A 19,964-nucleotide genomic window follows, 5' to 3' on the forward strand; every position below is an offset into this window, starting at 1 on the left:
CCGCCGCGCGTCGGACGATCTGACGAGGCGCGGCGCGAAAAGCGCATGTCGCTCGGCCAGCACCTGGTCGAGCTGCGCAAGCGTCTGATGTGGGCGGCCGCTGCGCTGGTGGTCGGCATGGTGATCGCCTTCTTCATCACCGACCCCGTGATCCATCTCATCACCGAGCCGCTCCGCGTGGTCGCCGCCTCCGAGGGCGAAGAGGCCAAGGTCGAGCTGATGTTCAGCACCGTGACGGCTGCGTTCGACCTTCGACTTCGGATGTCGTTCGCCATCGGGCTGCTGATCTCCGCCCCGATCTGGCTGTGGCAGATCTGGGCGTTCATCATGCCCGGCCTGACGCGTAAAGAGGTGCGTTACACCGTCGGGTTCCTGGCCGCCGCGATCCCGCTCTTCTTCGCGGGGTGCGCGATGGGCCTCGTGATCATGCCGCACATCGTCGAGCTCATGGCTTCGTTCGTCCCGATGGGGGCGGCGTCCTTCTACGACGCCGCGTACTACTACGACTTCGTCTTCAAGCTGCTGATCGTGGTCGGCGTCGCCTTCGTGCTTCCGGTGTTCCTGGTCGCGCTGAACTTCGCGGGGGTCATGTCGGGCCGCGCGATCCTCAAGGGATGGCGGGTCGCGGTGCTCGTGTCCGTCATCTTCGCGGCGTTGGCAACCCCCGCGGCCGACGTGGTCAGCATGCTTATGCTGTCCGGCATCATGGTGCTCCTCTTCTTCGCCGCCGCCGGCGTCTCCCTGCTCTTCGACCGGCGCCGAGCCCGGCGCGACGCGCTCATCCTGCCGCCCGAGGCGAGCGCGTGACGGACCCCGGTCCGGCCGAACGCTACGCTCGCGCCCGAGAAGCGGCTGCTCTCGACCGGAGCCACCCTCGCACCGCCGACTTCGCGGCGGCGCAGCGATTCACGCTCGATGAATTCCAGCTCGAGGGCTGTCGCGCCCTCGAAGACGGCCGCAGCGTCCTGGTCGCGGCGCCGACGGGAGCCGGCAAGACCATCGTCGGCGAGTTCGCGGTGCATCTCGCCATGCAGGAATCCGGCGACAAGGCGTTCTACACCACGCCCATCAAGGCGTTGTCGAACCAGAAGTTCCGCGAGCTTCAGGACGTCTACGGTGCCGATCAGGTCGGCTTGCTGACCGGCGACACCAACATCAACGGCAACGCGAGGATCGTCGTCATGACGACCGAGGTGCTCCGCAACATGCTGTACGCGGACTCGCCGGCGCTTCGCGGTCTGAGGTTCGTCGTCATGGACGAGGTGCACTACCTCGCGGACCGGTTCCGAGGCGCCGTGTGGGAGGAGATCATCATCCACCTCCCGCCCAGCGTCCGACTCGTGTCGCTGTCCGCGACCGTCTCCAACGCCGAGGAGTTCGGCGACTGGCTCGACACCGTGCGCGGAGACACCGAGGTGATCGTCTCCGAGACCCGTCCGGTGCCGCTGGAGCAGCACGTCCTCGTTCGAGGCGACCTCCTCCCGCTCTTCGATGACCGCGCCGGCATCGCGACGGCGCAGGTGAACCAGGAGCTGATGCGGATCCGCTCCTTCAAGGGTCCTTCCTTCGAGGGCAATCGTCGGGCCCAGGCAGCCAGCAGTGCCCGCCATGCGGGGTACGAGGCGACGCGCCGGCGCCCTCAGCGTGGCGGCCGACGCCCCGTGCGCTCGGCGAACGTGCAGCGGATCGAGCGGCTGGACCGTCCCGAGGTCGTCGAGCTGCTCGCGCGAGCCAACCTCCTGCCGGCGATCTTCTTCATCTTCAGCCGCGCAGGGTGCGACGGCGCGGTCCAGCAGGTGCGGCGCGCGCGAGTGCGGCTCACCAGCCAGGAGGAGCGCGCCGAGATCCGCGCGATCGTCGAGGAGCGCACCCGCACGCTGTTGGACGAGGACCTCGCCGTGCTCGGCTATTGGGAATGGCTCGACAACCTGGAGCGCGGGGTGGCCGCCCACCACGCCGGACTGCTTCCGGCGTTCAAGGAGGTCGTGGAGGAGCTCTTCCAGCGCAAGCTGGTGAAGGTGGTGTTCGCCACCGAGACGCTGGCGCTGGGCATCAACATGCCCGCACGCACCGTCGTCCTCGAGAAGCTGGAGAAGTTCAACGGCGAAGCCCGAGTCGCGATCACCTCCGGCGAGTACACGCAGCTGACCGGCCGGGCGGGACGACGCGGCATCGACGTCGAGGGCCACGCGGTCATCCAATGGACGGAAGGGCTCGACCCGCAGGCGGTGGCGGCTCTGGCGTCGCGGCGAACCTATCCGCTCAACTCGAGCTTCCGACCGACGTACAACATGGCGGTCAACCTGATCGACCAGTTCGGCCGGGCGCGGGCTCGCGAGATCCTGGAGTCCTCGTTCGCCCAGTTCCAGGCGGACCGTGCCGTGGTGGGGATCGCCCGCCAGGTCCGCGAGCAGGAGGAGTCCCTGTCCGGGTACCGCAAGGCGATGACCTGCGATCGCGGCGACTTCACCGAGTACTCTGCGATCCGGCGGGAGCTCAGCGATCTCGAGAAGCTCAATCGCAAGGACGCGGGGGCTTCACGACGTACCCGCGACGAGCGGCAGCGCGAGATCGCGTCCCTCCGCAAGCGCATGCAGAGGCATCCGTGTCATTCGTGCCCCGACCGGGAGCAGCATGCACGATGGGCGGAGCGTTACTGGAAGCTCGAGCGGACGATCGCCAAGCTGCGGCAGCAGATCGACACCCGCACGGGAACGGTGGCGCGCATCTTCGATCGCGTCGTCGACGTTCTCACGCGCCTCGAGTACGTTCACGTCGACGCGGACAGGACCTCTCTCACCCCTGCGGGTCGGACGATGCGACGCATCTACGGCGAGCGCGACCTCCTGGTCGCCGAGTCGCTGCGACGCGGACTGTGGAACGATCTGGATGCCGCGTCCCTGGCGGCCCTCGCCTGCTGTCTCGTCTACGAGCCTCGGCGCGACGACGGCGGCCCCGGCGAGCGCGGGCTTCCTCGCGGTGCGTTCCGCACGGCGTATGCCGAGACGCTGGACCTGTGGCAGCAGCTCGACGACCTCGAGCGCGAGTACCGCCTGCCCGGGTCGGAGCCGGTGTCGGCGGGACTCGCTCAGGCGATGCACTCGTGGGCACGCGGGGCGGCGCTCGACCGCGTCCTCGAGGAGGCGGACATGGCAGCGGGCGACTTCGTTCGGTGGTCCAAGCAGACGATCGACCTGCTCGACCAGCTCTCCATCGTGGCGGACGTGCCGCTCGCGACCACGGCGCGGAAGGCTCTGGATGCCGTCCGCCGCGGCATCGTCGCCTACTCGGGCGTCTGACAGCGGGCGCTCAGTCCCCGCCGTCTAGGGTGGATTCGTGCCCCTCGCCGCCGCGCCGCGCCCGCTTCTGCCGCTGTGGGTCGCTGTCCTGACGTCTGTCGTCGGGGGAGTGGTGCTGGATCTCGCCTACCCCTCGGTCGGTTGGTGGCCGCTGGCCTTCGTCGGCGTCGGGCTCTCCCTGGTCGGGTTGATCGGGCGGTCGGTTGCGGGCGCGCTCCTGGTCGGGTTCGTGTTCGGGGCGACCTTCTATCTGATCCACATCGTCTGGATCACCCGCTATCTCGGGGTGGTGCCGTGGTACGCGTTGGCGGGGATCGAGACGGTCTTCATGGCCGTCGGGTCGATCGGGCTGACGCTGGCGTACCGGTGGTTCCCGCGGGTCTTCCCCTCACGATGGGGGTCGTTGATCCTTCTCCCGATCCTGATCGGCGGAGTCTGGACGGCACGGGAGCTCTTCATGGGCTCGTGGCCGTACACCGGCTTCCCGTGGGCGCGAATCGGCATGAGCCAGTCGGAGAGCCCCCTCGCTCACCTCGCCTCGTGGACGGGCGTCGCCGGGCTGACCTTCCTCATGGTGGCGTTCACGGCCGCGGTGATCGAATGGGTTCGGGCGGCGCGCCTTCGCGACATCCGGACCGCGCTCCCGGCGGCGGCGATGGCGGCGTTGCTCCTGCTCGTTCCCGCCTTTCCGACCAGCGCTTCCGGCTCGCTGCGCGTGGGAAGCGTTCAGGGGAACGGCCCGTCCGGCTATTTCGACGAGCGATCCCGCAACGACGTGCTGAATGCCCAGCTCGAGGCATCCGCCCCCCTCCTGGGGGAGGATGTCGACGTCGTCCTCTGGCCGGAGGGCGGGATCGATTCGGACCCGCTGGCCAACGAGGCGACGGCCGACATCCTCGATGCGTTCTCGACGCGCGTCGAGGCTCCGCTCATCGTCAACGCGGCGACCACCCGTGGGAACGACACGTTCAACACGTCGATGCTGTGGCTTGCCGGCGAAGGTGCGGTTCAGCTGCACGACAAGGCGAACCCGGTGCCGATGGGCGAGTACGTGCCGGACCGGTGGTTCTTCGAGGCGCTCGCGCCGGATCTCATCGGACTCATCCAACGGGAGTATACGCCCGGAACCAACCCGCCGTTCTTCGACGTCGAGAGCGTCGGGGTGGGGCTCGCGATCTGCTTCGACGTGATCTACGACGACGTGATCTGGGCCGGTGCGCGGGACGGTGCGCAGGTGTACATGTTCCAGACGAACAACGCCGACTTCCGCGATACGGACGAGAACCTGCAGCAGCTCGCGTTCGCGCGCATGCGGGCGATAGAGACGGGGCGGGCCGTGGTCAATCTGTCGACGGTCGGCACGAGCCAGGTCATCGCGCCGGACGGGACGACCATCGACGGTCTGCCGGCCGGGCAGCCGGGGCACATGGTGACGGATGTGCCCCTTCGCACCGGGCTGACACCGGCGGTGCTGATCGGGCCATGGCTGAAGCTGCTTCTCGGATGGGGGTCGCTCGTAGCCCTCGTCGCCCTGGGGACGGCCGTCGCGGTGCTCGGACGCCGGGATGCGAGAACGCCGGCCCCCGAGGGGACCGGCGTTGCTCGGCGCGGCTGATCGTCAGGCGCTGATCTTGTCGATCGTCACATCTTCGCCGGCGCCACGACGGGCACGGACGTAGGCGAGGCGCTCCTCCAGGAGCTCTTCGAGCTCGGGGATCGTGCGACGCTCGAGCAGCATGTCCCAGTGGCTGCGCGGGGTCTTGTCACCGGAGTGATCCACCGTCGCGGTGCCTTCGCCGACACGCAGCAGCGCCTCGGCACCGCAGGTGCGGCACTCCCATGCCGGCGGCACTTCGGCGTCGGCTGCGAAAGTCAGGGTCGTGTCGCGTCCGCAGACGGTACACGTGTAGATGTGCTGCGCACGCTCGTGGAACACGACGCCCTCTTCGCTCTGTAGGCTCTGGGCGCCGAGCCGGATGCCGCGCAAGCTGCGGTCTGCCATTTTGTGGTCCTCTCGTCGCTGTATAGGTATAACCAAGCGACCTGAGCGGATCATCCGAAAGGGGGTTGCGCAAAAGGCTTTCACAGTGGATTCACATGCGAACCGAGAGCCGACGGCATCACCCGGTGCCGGCGCCCCCGAAGAGGCGAAGAGCGTGGTCGGCCCTGTCGGTGACGATGCCGTCCACGCCCAGCCCGACGAGCCGCGCCATGTCGTCGCGCTCGTTGACAGTCCAGACGTGAATCTCGACGCCGCAGTCATGGGCCACGCGGATCAGCCGGGGAGTGAGGATCCTCAGTCGACCTTGCCTCTCGGGAATCTGGAGCGCGTCGATACCCCGCAGGACGCGGGCGATCAGCCGGGGCGACCGCAGCTGCAGCGCGGCGAGGAGTCGCGCGATGGTGGCGGAGCCTGCTGACGTGGCGGGGCGGATGCCTCGTCCCGCCGTCTCCGCGGCGCGAAGCGCCGTCCGGCGCCGATCGTCGGAGAAGCTCGTCACCAGCACCCGGTGACCATGCGGCGAGACGGCCTCACCGACCGGGGTGGCGGCGCCGGCGGCCTTCACGTCCAGGTTGAACCTGATCGTCGGGAAGGCCTCGAGCGCCTGATCGAGGGTCAGGAGTCCACCGCGCTCCGACATGAGGTCGTCGAGCTCGCGGGACCTCACCGCGGCGACAGGCCGCGGGTCGCCCGCGACGCGAGACAGGTCGGCGTCGTGGAAGAGCACCACGACACCGTCGGCGGTGAGGTGGCAGTCCGACTCGACGTAGTCCGCGCCCGCCGCATGGGCGGCGGCGACGGCGGCGAAAGAGTTCTCCACCACCCCGTGGAGCGCGTCTTCTGAGGTGACGAGCCCGCGATGCGCGAGGACCCGCGGAGTGCCGACGCCCTCGAACCAGGGGTGGCGCCTCACGGTGCCGTCGGCGAGGTCTCCGAGGGGGCGCTGGCGGCCGGCGACCGGCGGGCGGCGGCATCCGTCCCAGCCCCGGGGAAGGCGCTCGTGAGCCCCTTCAGCGCCTCCGTGAACTCGCTCGGGATGATCCAGAGCTTGCTCGAGGCGCTGTCGGCGATCTTGGGCAGAGTCTGCAGGTACTGGTACGCCAGAAGCTTGTCGTCGGGGTTGCCGACGTGGATCGCATCGAAGACCGTCTGGATCGCTTCCGCCTCACCCTGGGCGCGGAGAACCTGCGCCTGCTTGTCGCCCTCCGCCTTGAGGATCTCGGCCTGGCGACGCCCCTCGGCCTCGAGGATCTGCGACTGCTTGGAGCCCTCGGCAGTCAGGATCGCGGCGCGCCGATCGCGCTCGGCTCGCATCTGCTTCTCCATCGAGTCCTGGATGGAGATCGGCGGGTCGATCGCCTTCAGCTCGACGCGCCCGACGCGGATTCCCCACTTTCCGGTCGCCTCGTCGAGCACCACGCGCAGCTGGCCGTTGATGTTGTCTCGGCTCGTGAGCGCCTCTTCGAGGTTCAATCCGCCGACGACGTTGCGAAGGGTGGTCGTGGTGAGCTGCTCGACCGCCCCGAGGTAGTTGGCGATCTCGTACGTGGCCGCGCGGGCGTCGGTGACCTGGAAGTACACGACGGTGTCGATCGACACGACGAGGTTGTCTTCGGTGATCACCGGCTGCGGCGGGAACGACACGACCTGCTCGCGCATGTCGATGAGCGGACGCAGCCGGTCGATGAACGGCACGAGCAGATTGAGGCCCGGAGTCAGGGTCTTGTGGTAGCGCCCCAGACGCTCGACGATGCCCGCGTTCGCCTGCGGGATGATGCGGATGGACCGGATGATCACGACGAGCACGAAGATGAAGACCGCGATGGCGAGCAGCCAGGCGATGGCCGTGGGGACGAAGCTGTCGAGGTCGCTCATGCGCGCGGGTTCTCCAGGTGTTCGGTGTGCGGGGTGACGGGACGGACGACGGCGGTGGCGCCCTCGATGCGCCGGACGCTGATCTCGGTGCCGGGCTCCAGTTCGCCGGAGTCGCTGCGTGCGGTCCAGGTGTCGCCGTTGACGAGGCGCACCTGCCCGCCGTGCGCGCTCACGGTCGACACGACCCGGCCGCCCAGATCGATGAGCGCGTCGACGTTGGACGGCGTGGGGTCTTCGCCGCGCCGGAGTCGCCGCAGAAGCGGCGGGCGCAGGAAGAGCACCAGCACCGCGGCGACGACGCCGGCCACGATGACCTGCAGCCATAGCGGAGCGCCGAGCAGATCGGTGCCGAGGCCGGCGAGACCGCCGATGCTCAGCATGAGGAACGTGAAGTCGAGCGTGAGCATCTCGATGACCAGGAAGGCCAGGATCAGCACCAGCCATCCGATCCACGCGTACTGTTCGATCGTCTGGACGAGCTCCACCATGCGCCTCCTCGTCCTCCGAACCTAGCAGGTAGGGTCGAGGGCGTGACTGAGATATCCACAGTGCTTCCTGCCGGTTCGCTGAGCGGCAAGACCGCGCTCGTGACCGGGTCGTCGCGGGGCATCGGAGCCGATACCGCGCGCTATCTCGCCGAGGCGGGCGCGAACGTCGTCATCAACTACCGCAACAAGGCCCCGCGTGCCGAGAAGCTGGCGACCGAACTCCGCCAGCTCGGCGTCGAGGTGCTCGTGGTGGGTGCCGACCTCACCGATGCCGAGTCCGTCCAGGCGATGTTCGCCGCCGTCGAGCAGCAGTTCGGCGCCCTCGACGTCCTCGTCCTCAACGCGTCCGGGGGCATGGAGGCGGGCATGGCCGAGGACTACGCCCTGCAGCTCAATCGCGACGCCCAGGTGCGCGTTCTCGAGACCGCTCTGCCGCTGCTCGGCGAGGGCTCGCGGGTGGTATTCGTCACCAGTCATCAGGCCCACTTCATCCGTACGACCCCGACCATGCCCGAGTACGAGCCCGTCGCGCTGTCGAAGCGCGCGGGCGAAGACGCGCTTCGCGAGCGCATCCCGGTTCTCGCCGAGCGCGGCATCGACTTCGTCGTCGTCTCCGGCGACATGATCGAGGGAACGATCACCGCAACGCTTCTCGAGCGGGCCAACCCCGGCGCGATCGCCGCCCGGCGCGAGGGAGCCGGAAAGCTCTACAACGTCTCGGAGTTCGCGGCGGAGGTGGCAGCCGCTGCGATCGATCCGGTCCCATCAGACAACACGCGCCTCGTGGGTGACACCAGCTCCTTCGCGGGGGAGTGACGTGCGGGCTCACAACATCGAGACGCTGATCTCGGTCGGGCGCCCGTCGATCGCGCCCGACGGCTCGTTCGCCGTCTTCGCATCCTCCCGGCCGGACATCGAGGCGAACCGCTCGGTGGGGCAGGTCTGGCGCATCGACCTCCCGGCTGGAACGCCACGGCGGCTGACGCGGGGCGTCGCGGACGCGGCGCCCGCGATCTCACCGGACGGCGCGCGTCTGGCGTTTCTGCGAGGCGACGCGAAGGGCCGCTCCCAGGTCTTCGTGATCCCCTCGGCCGGGGGCGAGCCCGTTCAGGTCACCGACGCCCCCGTCGGGGTCGAGTCCTTCTCGTGGTCGCCCGACCGTCGTTCGATCGCCTTCGTGGCGCGCGTGCCGGAGCGCGGGCGGTACGGCACGGTGGAGGGGCTGGATGCCGCGGCCGAGGCCCCGCGTCGCATCACGGGGGTCCGGTGGAACGCCAACGGCCTCGGGTACATCGCGGACCGCCCCGCCCATGTCTTCGTGACCGCGGTGCCCGAGACCGACGCGGAGCCGTTCTACGAGCCGGCGCCGTCCGTGCGAGGCGAGGGTGATCCGGCACCGGTCCGGCCGGTGGTTCCGACCGAGGCTCGGCGCCTGACCGAGGGTCCGGCTTCGCACGGAGGCGCCGTCTTCTCCTCCGACGGCACGGAAGTCCTCACGGTCGTCGAAGAGATCGAACCCGACCGGCGCGACCTGCGCTCCCGGGTCGTCGCGCTGCCCGTCGATGGCGGCGCCGGCCGCGAGGTGGTCGGAGTGGATGCGGGGCTCTCGGTCTTCGGACTCGAGACGGCGCCCGACGGTGCGCTCGCCCTCCTCGCCCACGAGGTGGGGGAGCGGGGGGTCGACTTCGTCGCTCCGGGGGTCGGGCTCTGGTTGCTGGACGCCGACGGGCTCCGCCGCCTGACCGACGCCGAATCGATCGACCTCGGCGAGGTGGGAAGCCACCTGACGGCAGACGGCGACGACTTCCTGGTGCAGCATCGCACCCGGGGTCGGATCGTCCTGCTGCGCGTGTCGCGCGACGGCGAGCTGGCCGAGGTTCTGGCCGGCGACGTGGAGGTCGCCGGGCATGCCGCCGCGTCGGGCAAGGTCGTGGTGGCGGTGGCCACGCCCGAGTCGGCGGGCGAGCTGGTCGTGGTGGACGGCGGGTCCGCGCGCACCCTCACCGCCTTCGGGGCGCGGGCCGCGGCATCCGGAATCGTCTCGCCCCGCGAGCTCACCGTCGCTGGTCGCGACGGCTACCCCGTGCACGGATGGGTCGCGACGCCGGAGGGGGCCGGACCGTTCCCCGTGATCCTCCAGATCCACGGCGGACCGTATGCCTCGTACGGCATCCACTTGTTCGACGAGACGCAGGTGCTCGTCGACGCCGGCTACGCCGTCGTCTACTGCAACCCCCGCGGTTCCGCCGGATACGGGCGCGCGCACGGTCGCAGCATCCGTCAGTCGATGGGGACCGTCGACTTCGCCGACGTGGTCGACTTCCTCGAAGGAGCGATCGCGTCGGATCCGCGTCTGGACGGCGACCGTACGGGGGTCATGGGCGGATCGTACGGCGGCTACCTCACCGCATGGATCATCGCGCACGACCACCGGTTCGCCGGCGCGATCGTGGAGCGAGGCTTCCTCGACCCGGCGTCGTTCCAGGGCACGAGCGACATCGGCACGTTCTTCGGTGACGAGTACGTGGGAGTGTCGTCGGACGACATCGCCCGGCAGAGCCCGATGGCCGTGGTCGGACAGGTCAGCACACCCACGCTGGTGATCCACTCCGAGCTCGACTTCCGGTGCCCGCTCGAGCAGGCGACGAGGTACTACTCGGCGCTGAAGCGGCAGGGGACCGACGCGGAGCTGCTGATCTTCCCGGGCGAGAACCATGAGCTGACCCGGTCGGGCCAGCCGCGTCACCGCGTGGAGCGGTTCGACGCGGTGCTCGACTGGTGGCGGCGCCTGCTGCCGACGGACTGAGCGCATTCGAAAGGCCCCCGGGGATGAACCCCGGGGGCCTTTCGTGTCAGCGGAGGATCAGAGATCCTTCTTGCCGAAGGTGAAGGCGCGGACGATGTTGATGATTCCGAGCACGACGAGCGCGATGCCGAGGAGCCACCAGAGGAACGCGATGTACAGGGGCGAGAAGAGCAGGACGATACCCGCCAGGATGCTGATGATGGCGAAGAAGATCGACCACCCCTTCGACGCCGCGTCCCCCAGCGTCGAGAGCGCGACGATGCCCTCGACGATCCAGAGGATGCCCACGAGGATGCCGACGAACACGGCCAGCCATGCAGTGGTCTGACCCAGGTTGAACAGCGCCACGACGCCGGCGATGATGAACAGGATGCCGAGGGCGATGTGCCCGAGTCGGGCCCATCCGCCCTTCTCCTTGGAGAAGATGCCGAGGCCTGCGTAGACGAGGCCGGCCGCGATGGCGTAGATCGCGATGATGGCCGTCACGACCATCGCGGTCCTGCCGGGCCAGACCAGGATGAGGATGCCGACGATGACGGCGAGCACGCCGCCGACGCCGATCGCCGTGCGGATGCCGTTGAGAGCTGACTTCTCGGCGGGTGATGCGGTGGACATGCGAGGGGTGTCCTTTCTGAGAGTTGCCTGTGAAGGTGCCGCTAAGCCTAAACCCGAGGGCGAAGTTCCGCGGCATGAACATCGTGTGTCGCGGGAGGGAATCGACTCGGGACTTTGTACCCGCTCGCGCGCTCAGGTCCCAGAGCGTTACGGTGAGCGGTGAGTGTGGAGCGAGAAGTCGGAGGTTCAGCATGGCTGTGTTCTCGAGGGGTTTCGGTGCCCGCAGACGCGAGACGGATCCGAACCTGCCGCCGGGCCAGTACCTCACCGAGGATTTTCCGGTGCTCTCGGCCGGCCCCACGCCGCGCATCGACACCGATGAGTGGACCTTCACGCTCGTCGAGGACGGCAGGGGTCTCGCCCGATGGACCTGGGACGAGTTCCTCGAACTGCCCACCGAGGACATCACCACCGACATCCATTGCGTGACGCGGTGGTCGAAGCTGGGCACCTCGTGGCGCGGCGTTTCGGTCGACACTCTCCTCGAGTCCGTCGAGAGCGAAGCCACGCACGTCATGGCGCACTCCTACGGCGGCTACACGACGAACATCCCCATGGAAGACCTGACCGACGGGAAGGCGTGGGTAGCGTACGAGTTCGACGGCGAACCGCTCGATCCGGAGCATGGGGGACCGGCCCGGCTGCTGGTACCGCACCTCTACTTCTGGAAAAGCGCCAAGTGGGTGAGGGGTCTCGAGCTCATGGACGGCGACGCTCCGGGATTCTGGGAGCAGAACGGCTACAACATGCACGGCGACCCGTGGACCGAGGAGCGTTACTGGTGATCGTCGGCGGGTGGCGGCCCGCCCGCGTCACCGAGGTGATCGAGGCGACGCCCAGCGCTCGCGTCCTTCGGCTGCAGGTTCCGGGTTGGCCGGGCAGCGAAGCCGGTCAGCACGTCGACATCCGCTTGACCGCAGAGGACGGCTACCAGGCCGTGCGGTCGTACTCGATGGCGTCGTACGGGCCGAGCGAGACGATCGAGCTGGGCGTCGACGAAGTGCCCGAGGGCGAGGTCTCGCCCTACCTCGTGCGGGATGTGCTGCCCGGCGACGAGCTCGAGGTGAAAGGTCCGCTCGGAGGCTACTTCGTGTGGCGGCCCAGCGATCAGCGGCCCACTCAGCTGATCGCGGGAGGCTCGGGCATCGTGCCGCTGATCGCGATGGCCCGGGCGGCGACGGATGCCTCGGCTGCGGCATCCGTCCGGCTCCTGTACTCGGTGCGGAGACCCGAAGACGCGATATATCGCGACGAGCTCATTCAGCTCGCCGACGACGGGGGAGTGGACCTCACCTGGGCCTACACCCGGGCAGCTCCGGAGGCCTGGCAGGGGCGGGTCGGCCGGCTCGACGGCGACAGCATCCGCGCGGCGGTATGGCCGTCCGAGCGCGCACCCATCGTCTACGTCTGCGGGCCCACGGGTTTCGTGGAGCAGGTGGCGGACACTCTCGTCGCGTTGGGACACTCGGCGGGCAATGTGAAGACCGAGCGATTCGGAGGCTCGTGATGCGCAGGGACATCTCGACGGCGACCGTCGACGGCAATGCTCTCGCCGGGGTGATGGCGGACGTGGTCGACGGCGACATCACGCTGCTCATCGCCACCTGCGCCGGGTGCGGGGAGGCGGCGCCCCTGGCGGAGGCGGTGGTCGAGATCGACGAGACGGCCGCGATCGTGCGGTGCCGATCGTGCACGCACACTCTGATGACCGTTCTCGCGGACCCGGGCGGTGTCCGGATGGTGTTCGGGGCGCTGCGGGAGCTGCGGCGTCCCTGACCGGTCCGCCGGCGGTCGCGTCAGCCCAGCAGCAGCGTGACGGCGATCAGCACCGGGATGCAGCCGATGGTGGTCAGGAAGACGGTGTCGCGCGAGATCGTTTCTCCCACCCCGTACCGCTGGGAGTAGTTGAAGACGTTCTGTGCGGTGGGGAGCGCCGCAAGGACCACGACGATGAGCACGTCGTGGGCATCGAGCCGGAAGAGGAACGTCGCGACCACCCACGCGAGCGCCGGCATCGCGATCAGCTTGAGGGCCGTGGCGAGGATGACGTCGCGCCGGCGTCCGGACGGGGCGAGGACGCGCTGGCCGTGCAGTGAGATCCCGTATGAGATGAGCAGGATCGGCACGCAGGCGTTGGCGATCAGGGTGGCAGGCTCGATGACCACGGGCGGCAGGTCGATTCCGGACACCGACACGATCGTTCCCAGAACCGATCCCAGGACGATCGGATTGGTGAAGGTGCGAACAACCGAACGCCACAGACTCGCTCGGCCGGCGGTGACGGCATCCAGGATCGACATCGTGATCGGGGTGAAGACGAGGAGCTGCAGAAGGATGACGGGAGCGGGGTACGCGGCGCTCCCGAGCAGGTAGAGCGACAGCGGGATGCCGATGTTGTTGCTGTTGACCTGTCCGGCGCTCAGCGCGCCGATGACGGTCTCGCCGACCGATCGCTTCCACCACAGCCGCGCGACGAGCGCGTAGGCGGCGATGATGACGACGGCGGCGATGGCCGAAACCGGCAGCAGCGCGGAGAACAGCGTGCGAACGTCCGCCTGCGCGAGGACGACGAAGAGAAGGAACGGCGACAGAACGAAGAACGTCAGGCGTGCCAGAACGGGCCGCGCATGCTCGCCGAGCAGATCGATGCGGCCGATGATCCAGCCGACGACGATCGCGACGCCCACCACGACGAATCCGGTGAGCGACTCCAGCATCCTCCGAGCCTACGGACCCGTGGCACGTCGGCCCAATCAGCCGAAGCGTAATCGCTGATAATGCACATTATGTCAACTAGAGGTCTGGCGCGAGTCGTCCCTCTGCCCCGCGATCTGCGCTGTCGCCCGCATCGCGCGTCGCACCCGTGTCTCGAAGCGAGGTGGCGTGTCAGCGGGCAGGTTGTCGAGCGCGAACCAACGAACGTCGACGCTCTCGTCGCTGACCGCGACACGGGAATCCATGGACACGATCGCCGCATACCCGATGTCCCAATGCGCGGCGCATGAGAACCCGGAATGGAGTTCGTGACGGTCAAGGTCCACAATCTGCGGGGAAGCCAGCGTCAGGTCTCTGATCCCCGACTCTTCGCGCGCCTCTCGCTGTGCGGCGGCGTTCACCGATACATCGTCGTGCTCGATGTGCCCGCCGAACTGCACCCAGAATCGGCCCTTGCGATGGAAGCAGAGCAGAACGTGGTCGCGATCGGGCGAGAAAACGAAGCATGAGGCCGTCACATGCTCCGGCCCACCTTCTCGGCGCAAAGACGAATCTCCTCCCTCGCGGATGAAGTCTTCGTACGAATCGCGCTGCTCACTCGGCGGGAAATCCTTCAGGCGAGCGAGAAGGTCGTCGACAGGCATCCGAAAAGTTTGTCGTAACGATCCCGTCGCGACAAACCGAAGGGAGCCGCCGCGGTGGTGAGCCTGGCCGGGCCGGCTCCGCTCGGCCAGGATGAGACCATGGCGCACCCCATATCGATCCGCTCCGCCACCGTGGGCGATGCCGCCCTCGTCGGGAGACTGCTCTGGGACTTCAACCGAGAGTTCGACTCCCCGACTCCTGATGGCGAATTCTTCGCACGCCGGTTCGGGGTGCTTCTCGCGCTCGACGACGTCCTCGTGCTCCTCGCCGAGGACGCCGGAGACGCGGTCGGCTTCGGGTATCTGACCTTGCGTCCCACGCCGTATCACGACGGCCCGCTGGCCCAGCTCGAAGAGCTCTACGTGCGACCGGACCTCCGCGATCGTGGCATCGGCACCGCGCTCATCACGGCTGCCCTCGACGAGATGCGAGCGCGAGGCGTCGGCGAGATGCACATCAACGTGGACGAGATCGACCGCGACACCCGGCGGTTCTACGAGCGCCACGGCTTTGTGAACATCCTTCCCGGCGAGGACTACCGGATGCTCTGCTACATCCGGGAGCTGTGATCCCCACCGATCACGCGAGCGCCGCGGCCCACACGTCATCGTGGCTGCGGACGTACGCTGCCACGGTTCTCCAGTGCTCGCCGTGCCCCGCCACGAACATCGCGGACCAGGGCTCGCGTCCCGATTCGTGCGCGCTGCGCAGCAGCGCATGCATCGCATCGGCCCGCTCCCCCATGACGCGCGGCAGAGCGGTGCGCATCGCGCGGTCGGGACGATACCCCTCGACGAATGCCCGCAAGCGCTCCGCCGCGCGTTCGAGCGGCTCATGGGGGTCGTTCAGACAGAACGACTGGGCAGCGTAAGCAAGGTCCCACAACCGCGTACTGGGGGCCGCGCCGTCCCAGTCGATGAAGACCCACCGCTCCCCGACGACGAGGTTCCACGGCGCAAGATCGTTGTGGCAGATGAGGTCGTCGGCGGGAGCGGGAATGAGACTCTCCCATCGCGCGGAGGCGTCCACCGGGATCCCGCCGGACGCGTCGTGGATGGCTCGCACCATGCTGCCGACGCGCGCGAGCTCACCGAGATCGAGGGGCGGCAGATCCTGCGCCAGTTCACCGGGGACATACTCGAGGACTTGACGTCCCGCGTCGTCTCGCCCGAGATGCGCCGGAACATCGATACCCGCCATGGCGAGCGAACGCAGAAAGGATACGACGGCCGGAGTCGATGGGGTCCACGCCTTGCGCACGGTAGAGCCGACCCGCACGACCTCACCCGACGCATTGCCGCCCGCGAGCGCGGTCTCGTCTTCCACACGTCGAAACTAGCGAGATCAGCGAATGGACGGGAGCAGCCGGACCCGCCCGCGGCACCGCCTCACCGACGCGGCGGCGGGGCGAGGCTGACTGCGCCTCGCCCAGCCCCCGGGGTGTCAAAGTCCGACGGTGTCGTCCGTGGAACTGGTCGACCGGCGCGTGACGCGCTCGCCGGCGACAGGGTCGACCGCCGTGCGGGTGACCGTGTCGGTCGACCGGCGCCGCGCCATGAGGACGAGGCCGATGACGAAGATCACCGCTCCCGCGGCCATGAGGATGTATCCGATCATGTCGAGGTTGACCCACTCGACCTGGACGTTCACCGCGAAGGCCAGGATGGCTCCGATGGCGAACAGTGCGATTCCTGCTCCGATGCTCATGCGAGGTTCCTTTCCGGGGCACGACGATCGGCCCTCCCCTGATCCGGGACGCGAACGTCCCTGCGGTCAGGGTCGCGCACGGCGGGACGACGCAACAAGGCCTTGACAAACCGGCCAGGTCGGTTCGGCGGAGGCCAGCGGGTCTATAGGGTGACGTTACGACGTCGGAAGGATCGCCGTGACCGCCGCTCTCTCCCTCTCCCCCGAGGTCCGCGAGGCCGTGCGCGACGGTGCTCCGGTGCTCGCTCTCGAGTCGACGATCTTCACCCATGGCCTGCCCCGCCCTCGGAACATCGACGTCGCGCTGCAGGCCGAGGCCGAAGTGCGGTCGCACGGCGTCGTGCCCGCCACCATCGGCATGGTCGACGGCCGCCCGACGGTGGGATTGAGTCCCGACGAGATCGAGCGACTCTCCACGACCGACGGAGTGGTGAAGGCGAGCCTTCGTGATCTGCCGGTCGCGGCGGCGAAGGGGCTCAGCGCCGGAACGACTGTGGCCGCAACCGCGTTCCTCGCCGACCGCGCCGGCATCCGGGTCTTCTCGACGGGTGGTCTCGGTGGTGTGCATCGCGATGCGCAGCGCACCTTCGACGAATCCGCCGACCTGGGCACGCTCGCGGGCCTGCCGCTCATCGTCGTGAGCGCCGGCGTCAAGTCGATCCTCGACATCCCTCTCACCCTCGAAAGGCTCGAGACCCTCAATCTGGCCGTCGTCGGCTACCGCACGACGGACTACCCCGGGTTCTACATCGCCGACTCCGGACACGACCTCGAGTACTCCGCGGAGTCCCCGGACGAGATCGCGGCGATGGCCCGCACCCGCGACGATCTCGGCATCCGTTCGACGCTGCTGATCGCCAATCCTGTCGACGCGGAGCGGGAGCTCGACCCCGCGCTGCACGACGAGGTGCTCGCCCGCGCCCTCGCTGCCGCAGACGCGGCAGGCATCGCGGGCCACGACACCACGCCGTTCCTCCTCGACTTCATGCAGCGGGAGACGGACGGCCGCAGTCTCGACGTGAATGTCGACGTCTATCGCGGCAACGTCCGGCTGGGCGCCGAGATCGCCGTCGCTCTCGGTCGGAAAGGTCCGTGATCGTCGTGGTCGGCGACCTCGTCGCCGACATCGTCGTCCTCGGTGCGTCGGCCCTCGAGCACGCGACGGACAATCCCGCGCGGGTGGCGCTCACGCGGGGCGGAAGTGCCGCGAATGTCGCGGCGGCGGCCGCGCGGCAGCATCCGGTTCGCTTCATCGGTCGCGTCGGGGACGACACGATCGGACGGACGCTCGTCGCCGAACTGGAAGCGGTCGGCGTGGAGGCGCGCGTTCAGTGCGGTGGCCGCACCGGCGCGATCGTCGTGCTCGTCGACGACGCCGGCGAACGCACGATGATCACCGACCGCGGTGCCGCCGCTGACCTCGACCGCATCGATCCTTCCTGGATCCACGGGGCGGACTGGCTTCACCTCCCGCTCTACGGCTTCGCATCGGAGAGGTCGCGAACGGCGATCACGGATGCCGCGGCCGCCGTCTCCCGCCGGGGGGCGCCCGTGAGCCTCGATCTCTCCAGCGTCGCGACTCTGCGCGAGCTCGGGGGCGAGCAGCTGTCGGCGGTGGTGGGGCGCATCCGCCCCTCCGTCGTCTTCGCCAACGCTGACGAGGCCCAGGTTGCGCGCGATCTGGGCCTCGACCCGGCGGGAGCGGACTTCGTGGTGAAGCGAGGCGCGGACCCCGTGCGCGTGACCTCCCAGGGCAGGACCGCCGAGGTGCCGGTGACACGGGTGACCGACGTGGTCGACAGCACCGGAGCGGGCGATGCGTTCGCCGCCGGCTACATCGTCTCGGCTCTCCGGGGCGGGGATCCTTGGGCGAGCGCGGCCGCGGGGTCGCGCCACGCCGCGGCGGCGCTCCGCGTGGCCGGCGCGCTGTAGCAAGAAGACATCTCGCCACGGCCTCCGAGGACGAATGTCGTCACCGCGCGTTACCGTGGCGGGATGCCTCGCGTCATCTTCTTCACCGCCGCCACGCTCAACGGGTTCATCGCCGACGAGCAGCATTCCTTGGACTGGCTCTTCGCCACGCCGGGCGGCGAGGGCGGCGATGCCGATTTCCAGGGCTTCCTCGAAGGTGTCGGCGTGCTCGTGCAGGGGTCCTCGACCTACGAGTGGGTTCTCCGGCACGAAGATCTCCTGGCGCACCCCGAGAAGTGGCCGGGCTACTACGGCTCGAGGCCGACCTTCGTCTTCACCACGCGCGCGCTCCCGCCTGTGCCGGGAGCGGACGTGCGATTTGTGCGGGGCGATGTGGAGGCGACGTGGCCGCACATCGCCGAGGCGGCCGGCGACCGCGACGTGTGGCTGGTCGGCGGTGGCGACCTCGCCGGACAGTTCGCCGACGCCGGGCTGCTCGATGAGATCCGCGTCTCCGTCGCCCCGGCGACGCTCCCCGCGGGTCAGCCTCTCCTCCCCCGCCGAATCGGCGCCGACCGGCTGACGCTCCTCGGCGTCCGGCAGGCAGGCGCCTTCGCCGAGCTCACGTACTCGCTCGACCGGAGCGCGTCGTGAGCGATCGGTGGCGCGGCATCCTCGCGGTCCTGCTGAATCCCGAACTGCGCGCCGTGTTGGCGGACGCGATCTCCGAGCCATCGCTGCCGCCCGCTCGTCGTGAGCGAGCGATCACGCGGCTGGTCGATCTGGGACTTCTCCGCCGAGACGGCGACAACGTCGTTTTCGACGATCGGATCGTCCGCGAGATTCTCGCCGAAACGGCCCGGCCGCGCCCGACCGGACCGCACCGCTTCCTCGCCGACACCGGCCGCATCGATCGCTATCCGGTCCACGCGGCCGACCGCGAGGAACTGCTGCGGTGGGTGGCGAGCCGGGCCTTCGCGCAGGGCGAGGTCCTGACCGAGATCGAGACGAACGAACGGTTGGAGGCGTTCGCCGACGACGTCGCGGCTCTTCGTCGCTATCTCGTCGATGCCGGGCTGCTCGAACGCACGCGCTCGGGTTCGGAGTACGCGCTGGCGGATTCACCCGAGTGAGGGGCGCACCTCGAACCATTCGGCATGCTTGGGCTGCCGACCGTCGCCCGATGACGTGCCGGTAAGGCGCCGCTGAACCCACGGGCCGACGTGCTCGCGGTAGTACGCCGCCCCGCGCCTCGCCGAAGGTGGCAGCGGCGGAAGCGACCACCACGCCGCCGGCGGCTCCAGACCGAGCGCGGTGAGCACCCGTGCCGCAACGCGATGATGGCCACGGGAGTTCATGTGAAGCCGGTCCTCCGACCAGTACGGCGGCGTCGAAAGCTCGCGGTCCGGCCAGTTGAAGGCCGTCACGATGTCGGGCCGGTCGGCGATGCGGGCCGAGACCGCGGCCGAGAGCAGATCGCCCCGACGTTGGATGACGCGGCTCAGGGGAAGTTGAGCCGACGGGTTGGCCCCGGAGAGCACGATGAGCTGAACGCCCTCTTCGTCGCAGCGCCGCACCACATGGAGGAAGGCGTCGACGATCCTCGACACGCTCGTCCGCGGGCGCAGCATGTCGTTGCCACCGCCGTTGAAGGAGAGATGTGTCGGCTTGAGCGCCAGCGCAGGTTCGAGCTGCTGTTCGACGATCGGCCAGACGAGCTTGCCGCGGATCGCGAAGTTGGCGTATTCGACCGGCTGGGCCGAGGCATCCGCCCACCCCTCCGACACCAGATCAGCCCACCCGCGCACCCGGCCGTCGGGGAGCTCGTCGCCCACTCCTTCGGTGAACGAATCGCCGATGGCGACATATCGAACGCTAGCCATCAGCCCAGCCTACGGCGG

23 protein-coding genes are annotated in these 19,964 nt (G+C 68.9%); 13 read left to right on the plus strand and 10 right to left on the minus strand.

The genetic code is table 11. The annotated features are described in order from the left end of the window. Positions 1-45 precede the first annotated feature (45 nt). Genes tatC through lnt form a run of 3 tightly spaced genes read left to right on the plus strand, consistent with a single transcriptional unit; the run spans position 46 to position 4,914 of the window. Positions 46-807, plus strand: a complete 762-nt coding sequence (tatC, locus tag ACFUTX_RS06240; protein WP_378861524.1) for a twin-arginine translocase subunit TatC — start codon at positions 46-48, stop codon at positions 805-807. Beyond that, a complete protein-coding gene (locus tag ACFUTX_RS06245; protein WP_378861526.1) occupies positions 804-3,299 on the plus strand; it encodes a DEAD/DEAH box helicase in 2,496 nt (831 codons plus the stop codon). The genes tatC and ACFUTX_RS06245 overlap by 4 nt, the downstream gene beginning before the upstream one ends. Before the next feature lie 37 nt (positions 3,300-3,336). Further along, positions 3,337-4,914: an apolipoprotein N-acyltransferase gene (gene lnt, locus ACFUTX_RS06250; RefSeq protein ID WP_378861527.1), complete on the plus strand. Its 1,578-nt coding sequence runs from the start codon at positions 3,337-3,339 to the stop codon at positions 4,912-4,914. Between the two features lie 3 nt (positions 4,915-4,917). On the opposite strand, the gene ACFUTX_RS06255 is transcribed toward lnt, so the two are convergent. The 4 genes from ACFUTX_RS06255 to ACFUTX_RS06270 all read right to left on the minus strand — a co-directional run bounded on the left by ACFUTX_RS06255 (position 4,918) and on the right by ACFUTX_RS06270 (position 7,664). Beyond that, positions 4,918-5,301: an RNA polymerase-binding protein RbpA gene (locus tag ACFUTX_RS06255; RefSeq protein ID WP_378861529.1), complete on the minus strand. Its 384-nt coding sequence runs from the start codon at positions 5,299-5,301 to the stop codon at positions 4,918-4,920. A gap of 118 nt (positions 5,302-5,419) precedes the next feature. Next, positions 5,420-6,214 (minus strand): glycerophosphodiester phosphodiesterase family protein, encoded by a 795-nt coding sequence (locus ACFUTX_RS06260; protein ID WP_378861531.1) that lies wholly within the window; start codon positions 6,212-6,214, stop codon positions 5,420-5,422. Beyond that, positions 6,211-7,176: an SPFH domain-containing protein gene (locus tag ACFUTX_RS06265; RefSeq protein WP_378861533.1), complete on the minus strand. Its 966-nt coding sequence runs from the start codon at positions 7,174-7,176 to the stop codon at positions 6,211-6,213. The genes ACFUTX_RS06260 and ACFUTX_RS06265 overlap by 4 nt, the downstream gene beginning before the upstream one ends. Further along, positions 7,173-7,664, minus strand: a complete 492-nt coding sequence (locus ACFUTX_RS06270; protein ID WP_378861535.1) for an NfeD family protein — start codon at positions 7,662-7,664, stop codon at positions 7,173-7,175. Before ACFUTX_RS06270 ends, ACFUTX_RS06265 begins: the two co-directional genes overlap by 4 nt. Before the next feature lie 51 nt (positions 7,665-7,715). On the opposite strand from ACFUTX_RS06270, the gene ACFUTX_RS06275 reads away from it, so the two are divergent. Both ACFUTX_RS06275 and ACFUTX_RS06280 read left to right on the plus strand, forming a co-directional pair. Next, a complete protein-coding gene (locus ACFUTX_RS06275; protein ID WP_378862863.1) occupies positions 7,716-8,480 on the plus strand; it encodes an SDR family oxidoreductase in 765 nt (254 codons plus the stop codon). 1 nt (position 8,481) lies between these two features. Then, positions 8,482-10,470: a prolyl oligopeptidase family serine peptidase gene (locus ACFUTX_RS06280; protein ID WP_378861537.1), complete on the plus strand. Its 1,989-nt coding sequence runs from the start codon at positions 8,482-8,484 to the stop codon at positions 10,468-10,470. 57 nt (positions 10,471-10,527) lie between these two features. Here ACFUTX_RS06280 and ACFUTX_RS06285 read toward each other — a convergent pair whose 3' ends face one another. Continuing rightward, on the minus strand, positions 10,528-11,085 hold the full coding sequence (locus ACFUTX_RS06285) for an HdeD family acid-resistance protein (protein ID WP_378861539.1): 558 nt from the start codon (positions 11,083-11,085) through the stop codon (positions 10,528-10,530). A gap of 191 nt (positions 11,086-11,276) precedes the next feature. Here ACFUTX_RS06285 and ACFUTX_RS06290 point away from each other — a divergent pair, with 191 nt between their 5' ends. Genes ACFUTX_RS06290 through ACFUTX_RS06300 form a run of 3 tightly spaced genes read left to right on the plus strand, consistent with a single transcriptional unit; the run spans position 11,277 to position 12,861 of the window. Beyond that, complete coding sequence (locus ACFUTX_RS06290) at positions 11,277-11,870, plus strand: sulfite oxidase-like oxidoreductase (protein WP_378861541.1); 594 nt, start codon at positions 11,277-11,279, stop codon at positions 11,868-11,870. Next, positions 11,867-12,592 (plus strand): ferredoxin reductase, encoded by a 726-nt coding sequence (locus tag ACFUTX_RS06295; protein ID WP_378861543.1) that lies wholly within the window; start codon positions 11,867-11,869, stop codon positions 12,590-12,592. The genes ACFUTX_RS06290 and ACFUTX_RS06295 overlap by 4 nt, the downstream gene beginning before the upstream one ends. After that, positions 12,592-12,861 carry a DUF6510 family protein gene (locus ACFUTX_RS06300; RefSeq protein ID WP_378861545.1) on the plus strand — a complete coding sequence of 90 codons (270 nt, stop codon included), beginning with the start codon at positions 12,592-12,594 and terminating at the stop codon, positions 12,859-12,861. The genes ACFUTX_RS06295 and ACFUTX_RS06300 overlap by 1 nt, the downstream gene beginning before the upstream one ends. Positions 12,862-12,881: 20 nt before the next feature. On the opposite strand, the gene ACFUTX_RS06305 is transcribed toward ACFUTX_RS06300, so the two are convergent. After that, positions 12,882-13,802 carry an AEC family transporter gene (locus ACFUTX_RS06305; RefSeq protein ID WP_378861547.1) on the minus strand — a complete coding sequence of 307 codons (921 nt, stop codon included), beginning with the start codon at positions 13,800-13,802 and terminating at the stop codon, positions 12,882-12,884. 72 nt (positions 13,803-13,874) lie between these two features. Further along, entirely contained in the window at positions 13,875-14,444 is a 570-nt protein-coding gene (locus tag ACFUTX_RS06310) for an NUDIX hydrolase (protein WP_378861549.1), read from the minus strand. A 99-nt stretch (positions 14,445-14,543) separates the two neighbouring features. Between ACFUTX_RS06310 and ACFUTX_RS06315 the strand changes: the two genes are divergently transcribed. Beyond that, a complete protein-coding gene (locus ACFUTX_RS06315; RefSeq protein ID WP_378861551.1) occupies positions 14,544-15,014 on the plus strand; it encodes a GNAT family N-acetyltransferase in 471 nt (156 codons plus the stop codon). 10 nt (positions 15,015-15,024) lie between these two features. On the opposite strand, the gene ACFUTX_RS06320 is transcribed toward ACFUTX_RS06315, so the two are convergent. After that, the gene (locus ACFUTX_RS06320; protein ID WP_378861553.1) at positions 15,025-15,771 is read right to left on the minus strand and encodes a phosphotransferase; all 747 of its coding nucleotides are present in this window, start codon (positions 15,769-15,771) and stop codon (positions 15,025-15,027) included. 117 nt (positions 15,772-15,888) lie between these two features. Beyond that, positions 15,889-16,152 carry a DUF6458 family protein gene (locus ACFUTX_RS06325; protein ID WP_378861555.1) on the minus strand — a complete coding sequence of 88 codons (264 nt, stop codon included), beginning with the start codon at positions 16,150-16,152 and terminating at the stop codon, positions 15,889-15,891. 178 nt (positions 16,153-16,330) lie between these two features. Here ACFUTX_RS06325 and ACFUTX_RS06330 point away from each other — a divergent pair, with 178 nt between their 5' ends. The 4 genes from ACFUTX_RS06330 (at position 16,331) to ACFUTX_RS06345 (ending at position 19,196) form a co-directional block, all read left to right on the plus strand. Further along, on the plus strand, positions 16,331-17,248 hold the full coding sequence (locus ACFUTX_RS06330; RefSeq protein ID WP_378861557.1) for a pseudouridine-5'-phosphate glycosidase: 918 nt from the start codon (positions 16,331-16,333) through the stop codon (positions 17,246-17,248). After that, the gene (locus ACFUTX_RS06335) at positions 17,245-18,084 is read left to right on the plus strand and encodes a carbohydrate kinase family protein (RefSeq protein WP_378861559.1); all 840 of its coding nucleotides are present in this window, start codon (positions 17,245-17,247) and stop codon (positions 18,082-18,084) included. Before ACFUTX_RS06330 ends, ACFUTX_RS06335 begins: the two co-directional genes overlap by 4 nt. 63 nt (positions 18,085-18,147) lie before the next feature. Then, positions 18,148-18,717, plus strand: coding sequence for a dihydrofolate reductase family protein (locus ACFUTX_RS06340; RefSeq protein WP_378861561.1), 570 nt, complete (start codon positions 18,148-18,150; stop codon positions 18,715-18,717). Continuing rightward, positions 18,714-19,196 (plus strand): DUF2087 domain-containing protein, encoded by a 483-nt coding sequence (locus ACFUTX_RS06345; protein ID WP_378861563.1) that lies wholly within the window; start codon positions 18,714-18,716, stop codon positions 19,194-19,196. Before ACFUTX_RS06340 ends, ACFUTX_RS06345 begins: the two co-directional genes overlap by 4 nt. Here the strand turns inward: ACFUTX_RS06345 and ACFUTX_RS06350 are convergent. Further along, positions 19,185-19,946: an SGNH/GDSL hydrolase family protein gene (locus ACFUTX_RS06350; protein ID WP_378861565.1), complete on the minus strand. Its 762-nt coding sequence runs from the start codon at positions 19,944-19,946 to the stop codon at positions 19,185-19,187. The two genes, ACFUTX_RS06345 and ACFUTX_RS06350, sit on opposite strands and share 12 nt — an antisense overlap. Positions 19,947-19,964: the final 18 nt, after the last annotated feature.

Source organism: Microbacterium sp. NPDC057407 (assembly GCF_042803895.1).
Taxonomy (GTDB): Bacteria; Actinomycetota; Actinomycetes; order Actinomycetales; family Microbacteriaceae; genus Microbacterium.

Coding starts and splice junctions, on each gene's coding strand:
- ACFUTX_RS06300 (WP_378861545.1), top strand. CDS start 12,592: ATGCGCAGGGACATCTCGACGGCGACCGTCGACGGCAATGCTCTCGCC.
- ACFUTX_RS06310 (WP_378861549.1), bottom strand. CDS start 14,444: ATGCCTGTCGACGACCTTCTCGCTCGCCTGAAGGATTTCCCGCCGAGT.
- ACFUTX_RS06350 (WP_378861565.1), bottom strand. CDS start 19,946: ATGGCTAGCGTTCGATATGTCGCCATCGGCGATTCGTTCACCGAAGGA.
- tatC (WP_378861524.1), top strand. CDS start 46: ATGTCGCTCGGCCAGCACCTGGTCGAGCTGCGCAAGCGTCTGATGTGG.
- ACFUTX_RS06340 (WP_378861561.1), top strand. CDS start 18,148: ATGCCTCGCGTCATCTTCTTCACCGCCGCCACGCTCAACGGGTTCATC.
- ACFUTX_RS06305 (WP_378861547.1), bottom strand. CDS start 13,802: ATGCTGGAGTCGCTCACCGGATTCGTCGTGGTGGGCGTCGCGATCGTC.
- ACFUTX_RS06255 (WP_378861529.1), bottom strand. CDS start 5,301: ATGGCAGACCGCAGCTTGCGCGGCATCCGGCTCGGCGCCCAGAGCCTA.
- ACFUTX_RS06285 (WP_378861539.1), bottom strand. CDS start 11,085: ATGTCCACCGCATCACCCGCCGAGAAGTCAGCTCTCAACGGCATCCGC.
- ACFUTX_RS06290 (WP_378861541.1), top strand. CDS start 11,277: ATGGCTGTGTTCTCGAGGGGTTTCGGTGCCCGCAGACGCGAGACGGAT.
- ACFUTX_RS06315 (WP_378861551.1), top strand. CDS start 14,544: ATGGCGCACCCCATATCGATCCGCTCCGCCACCGTGGGCGATGCCGCC.
- ACFUTX_RS06325 (WP_378861555.1), bottom strand. CDS start 16,152: ATGAGCATCGGAGCAGGAATCGCACTGTTCGCCATCGGAGCCATCCTG.
- ACFUTX_RS06270 (WP_378861535.1), bottom strand. CDS start 7,664: ATGGTGGAGCTCGTCCAGACGATCGAACAGTACGCGTGGATCGGATGG.
- ACFUTX_RS06265 (WP_378861533.1), bottom strand. CDS start 7,176: ATGAGCGACCTCGACAGCTTCGTCCCCACGGCCATCGCCTGGCTGCTC.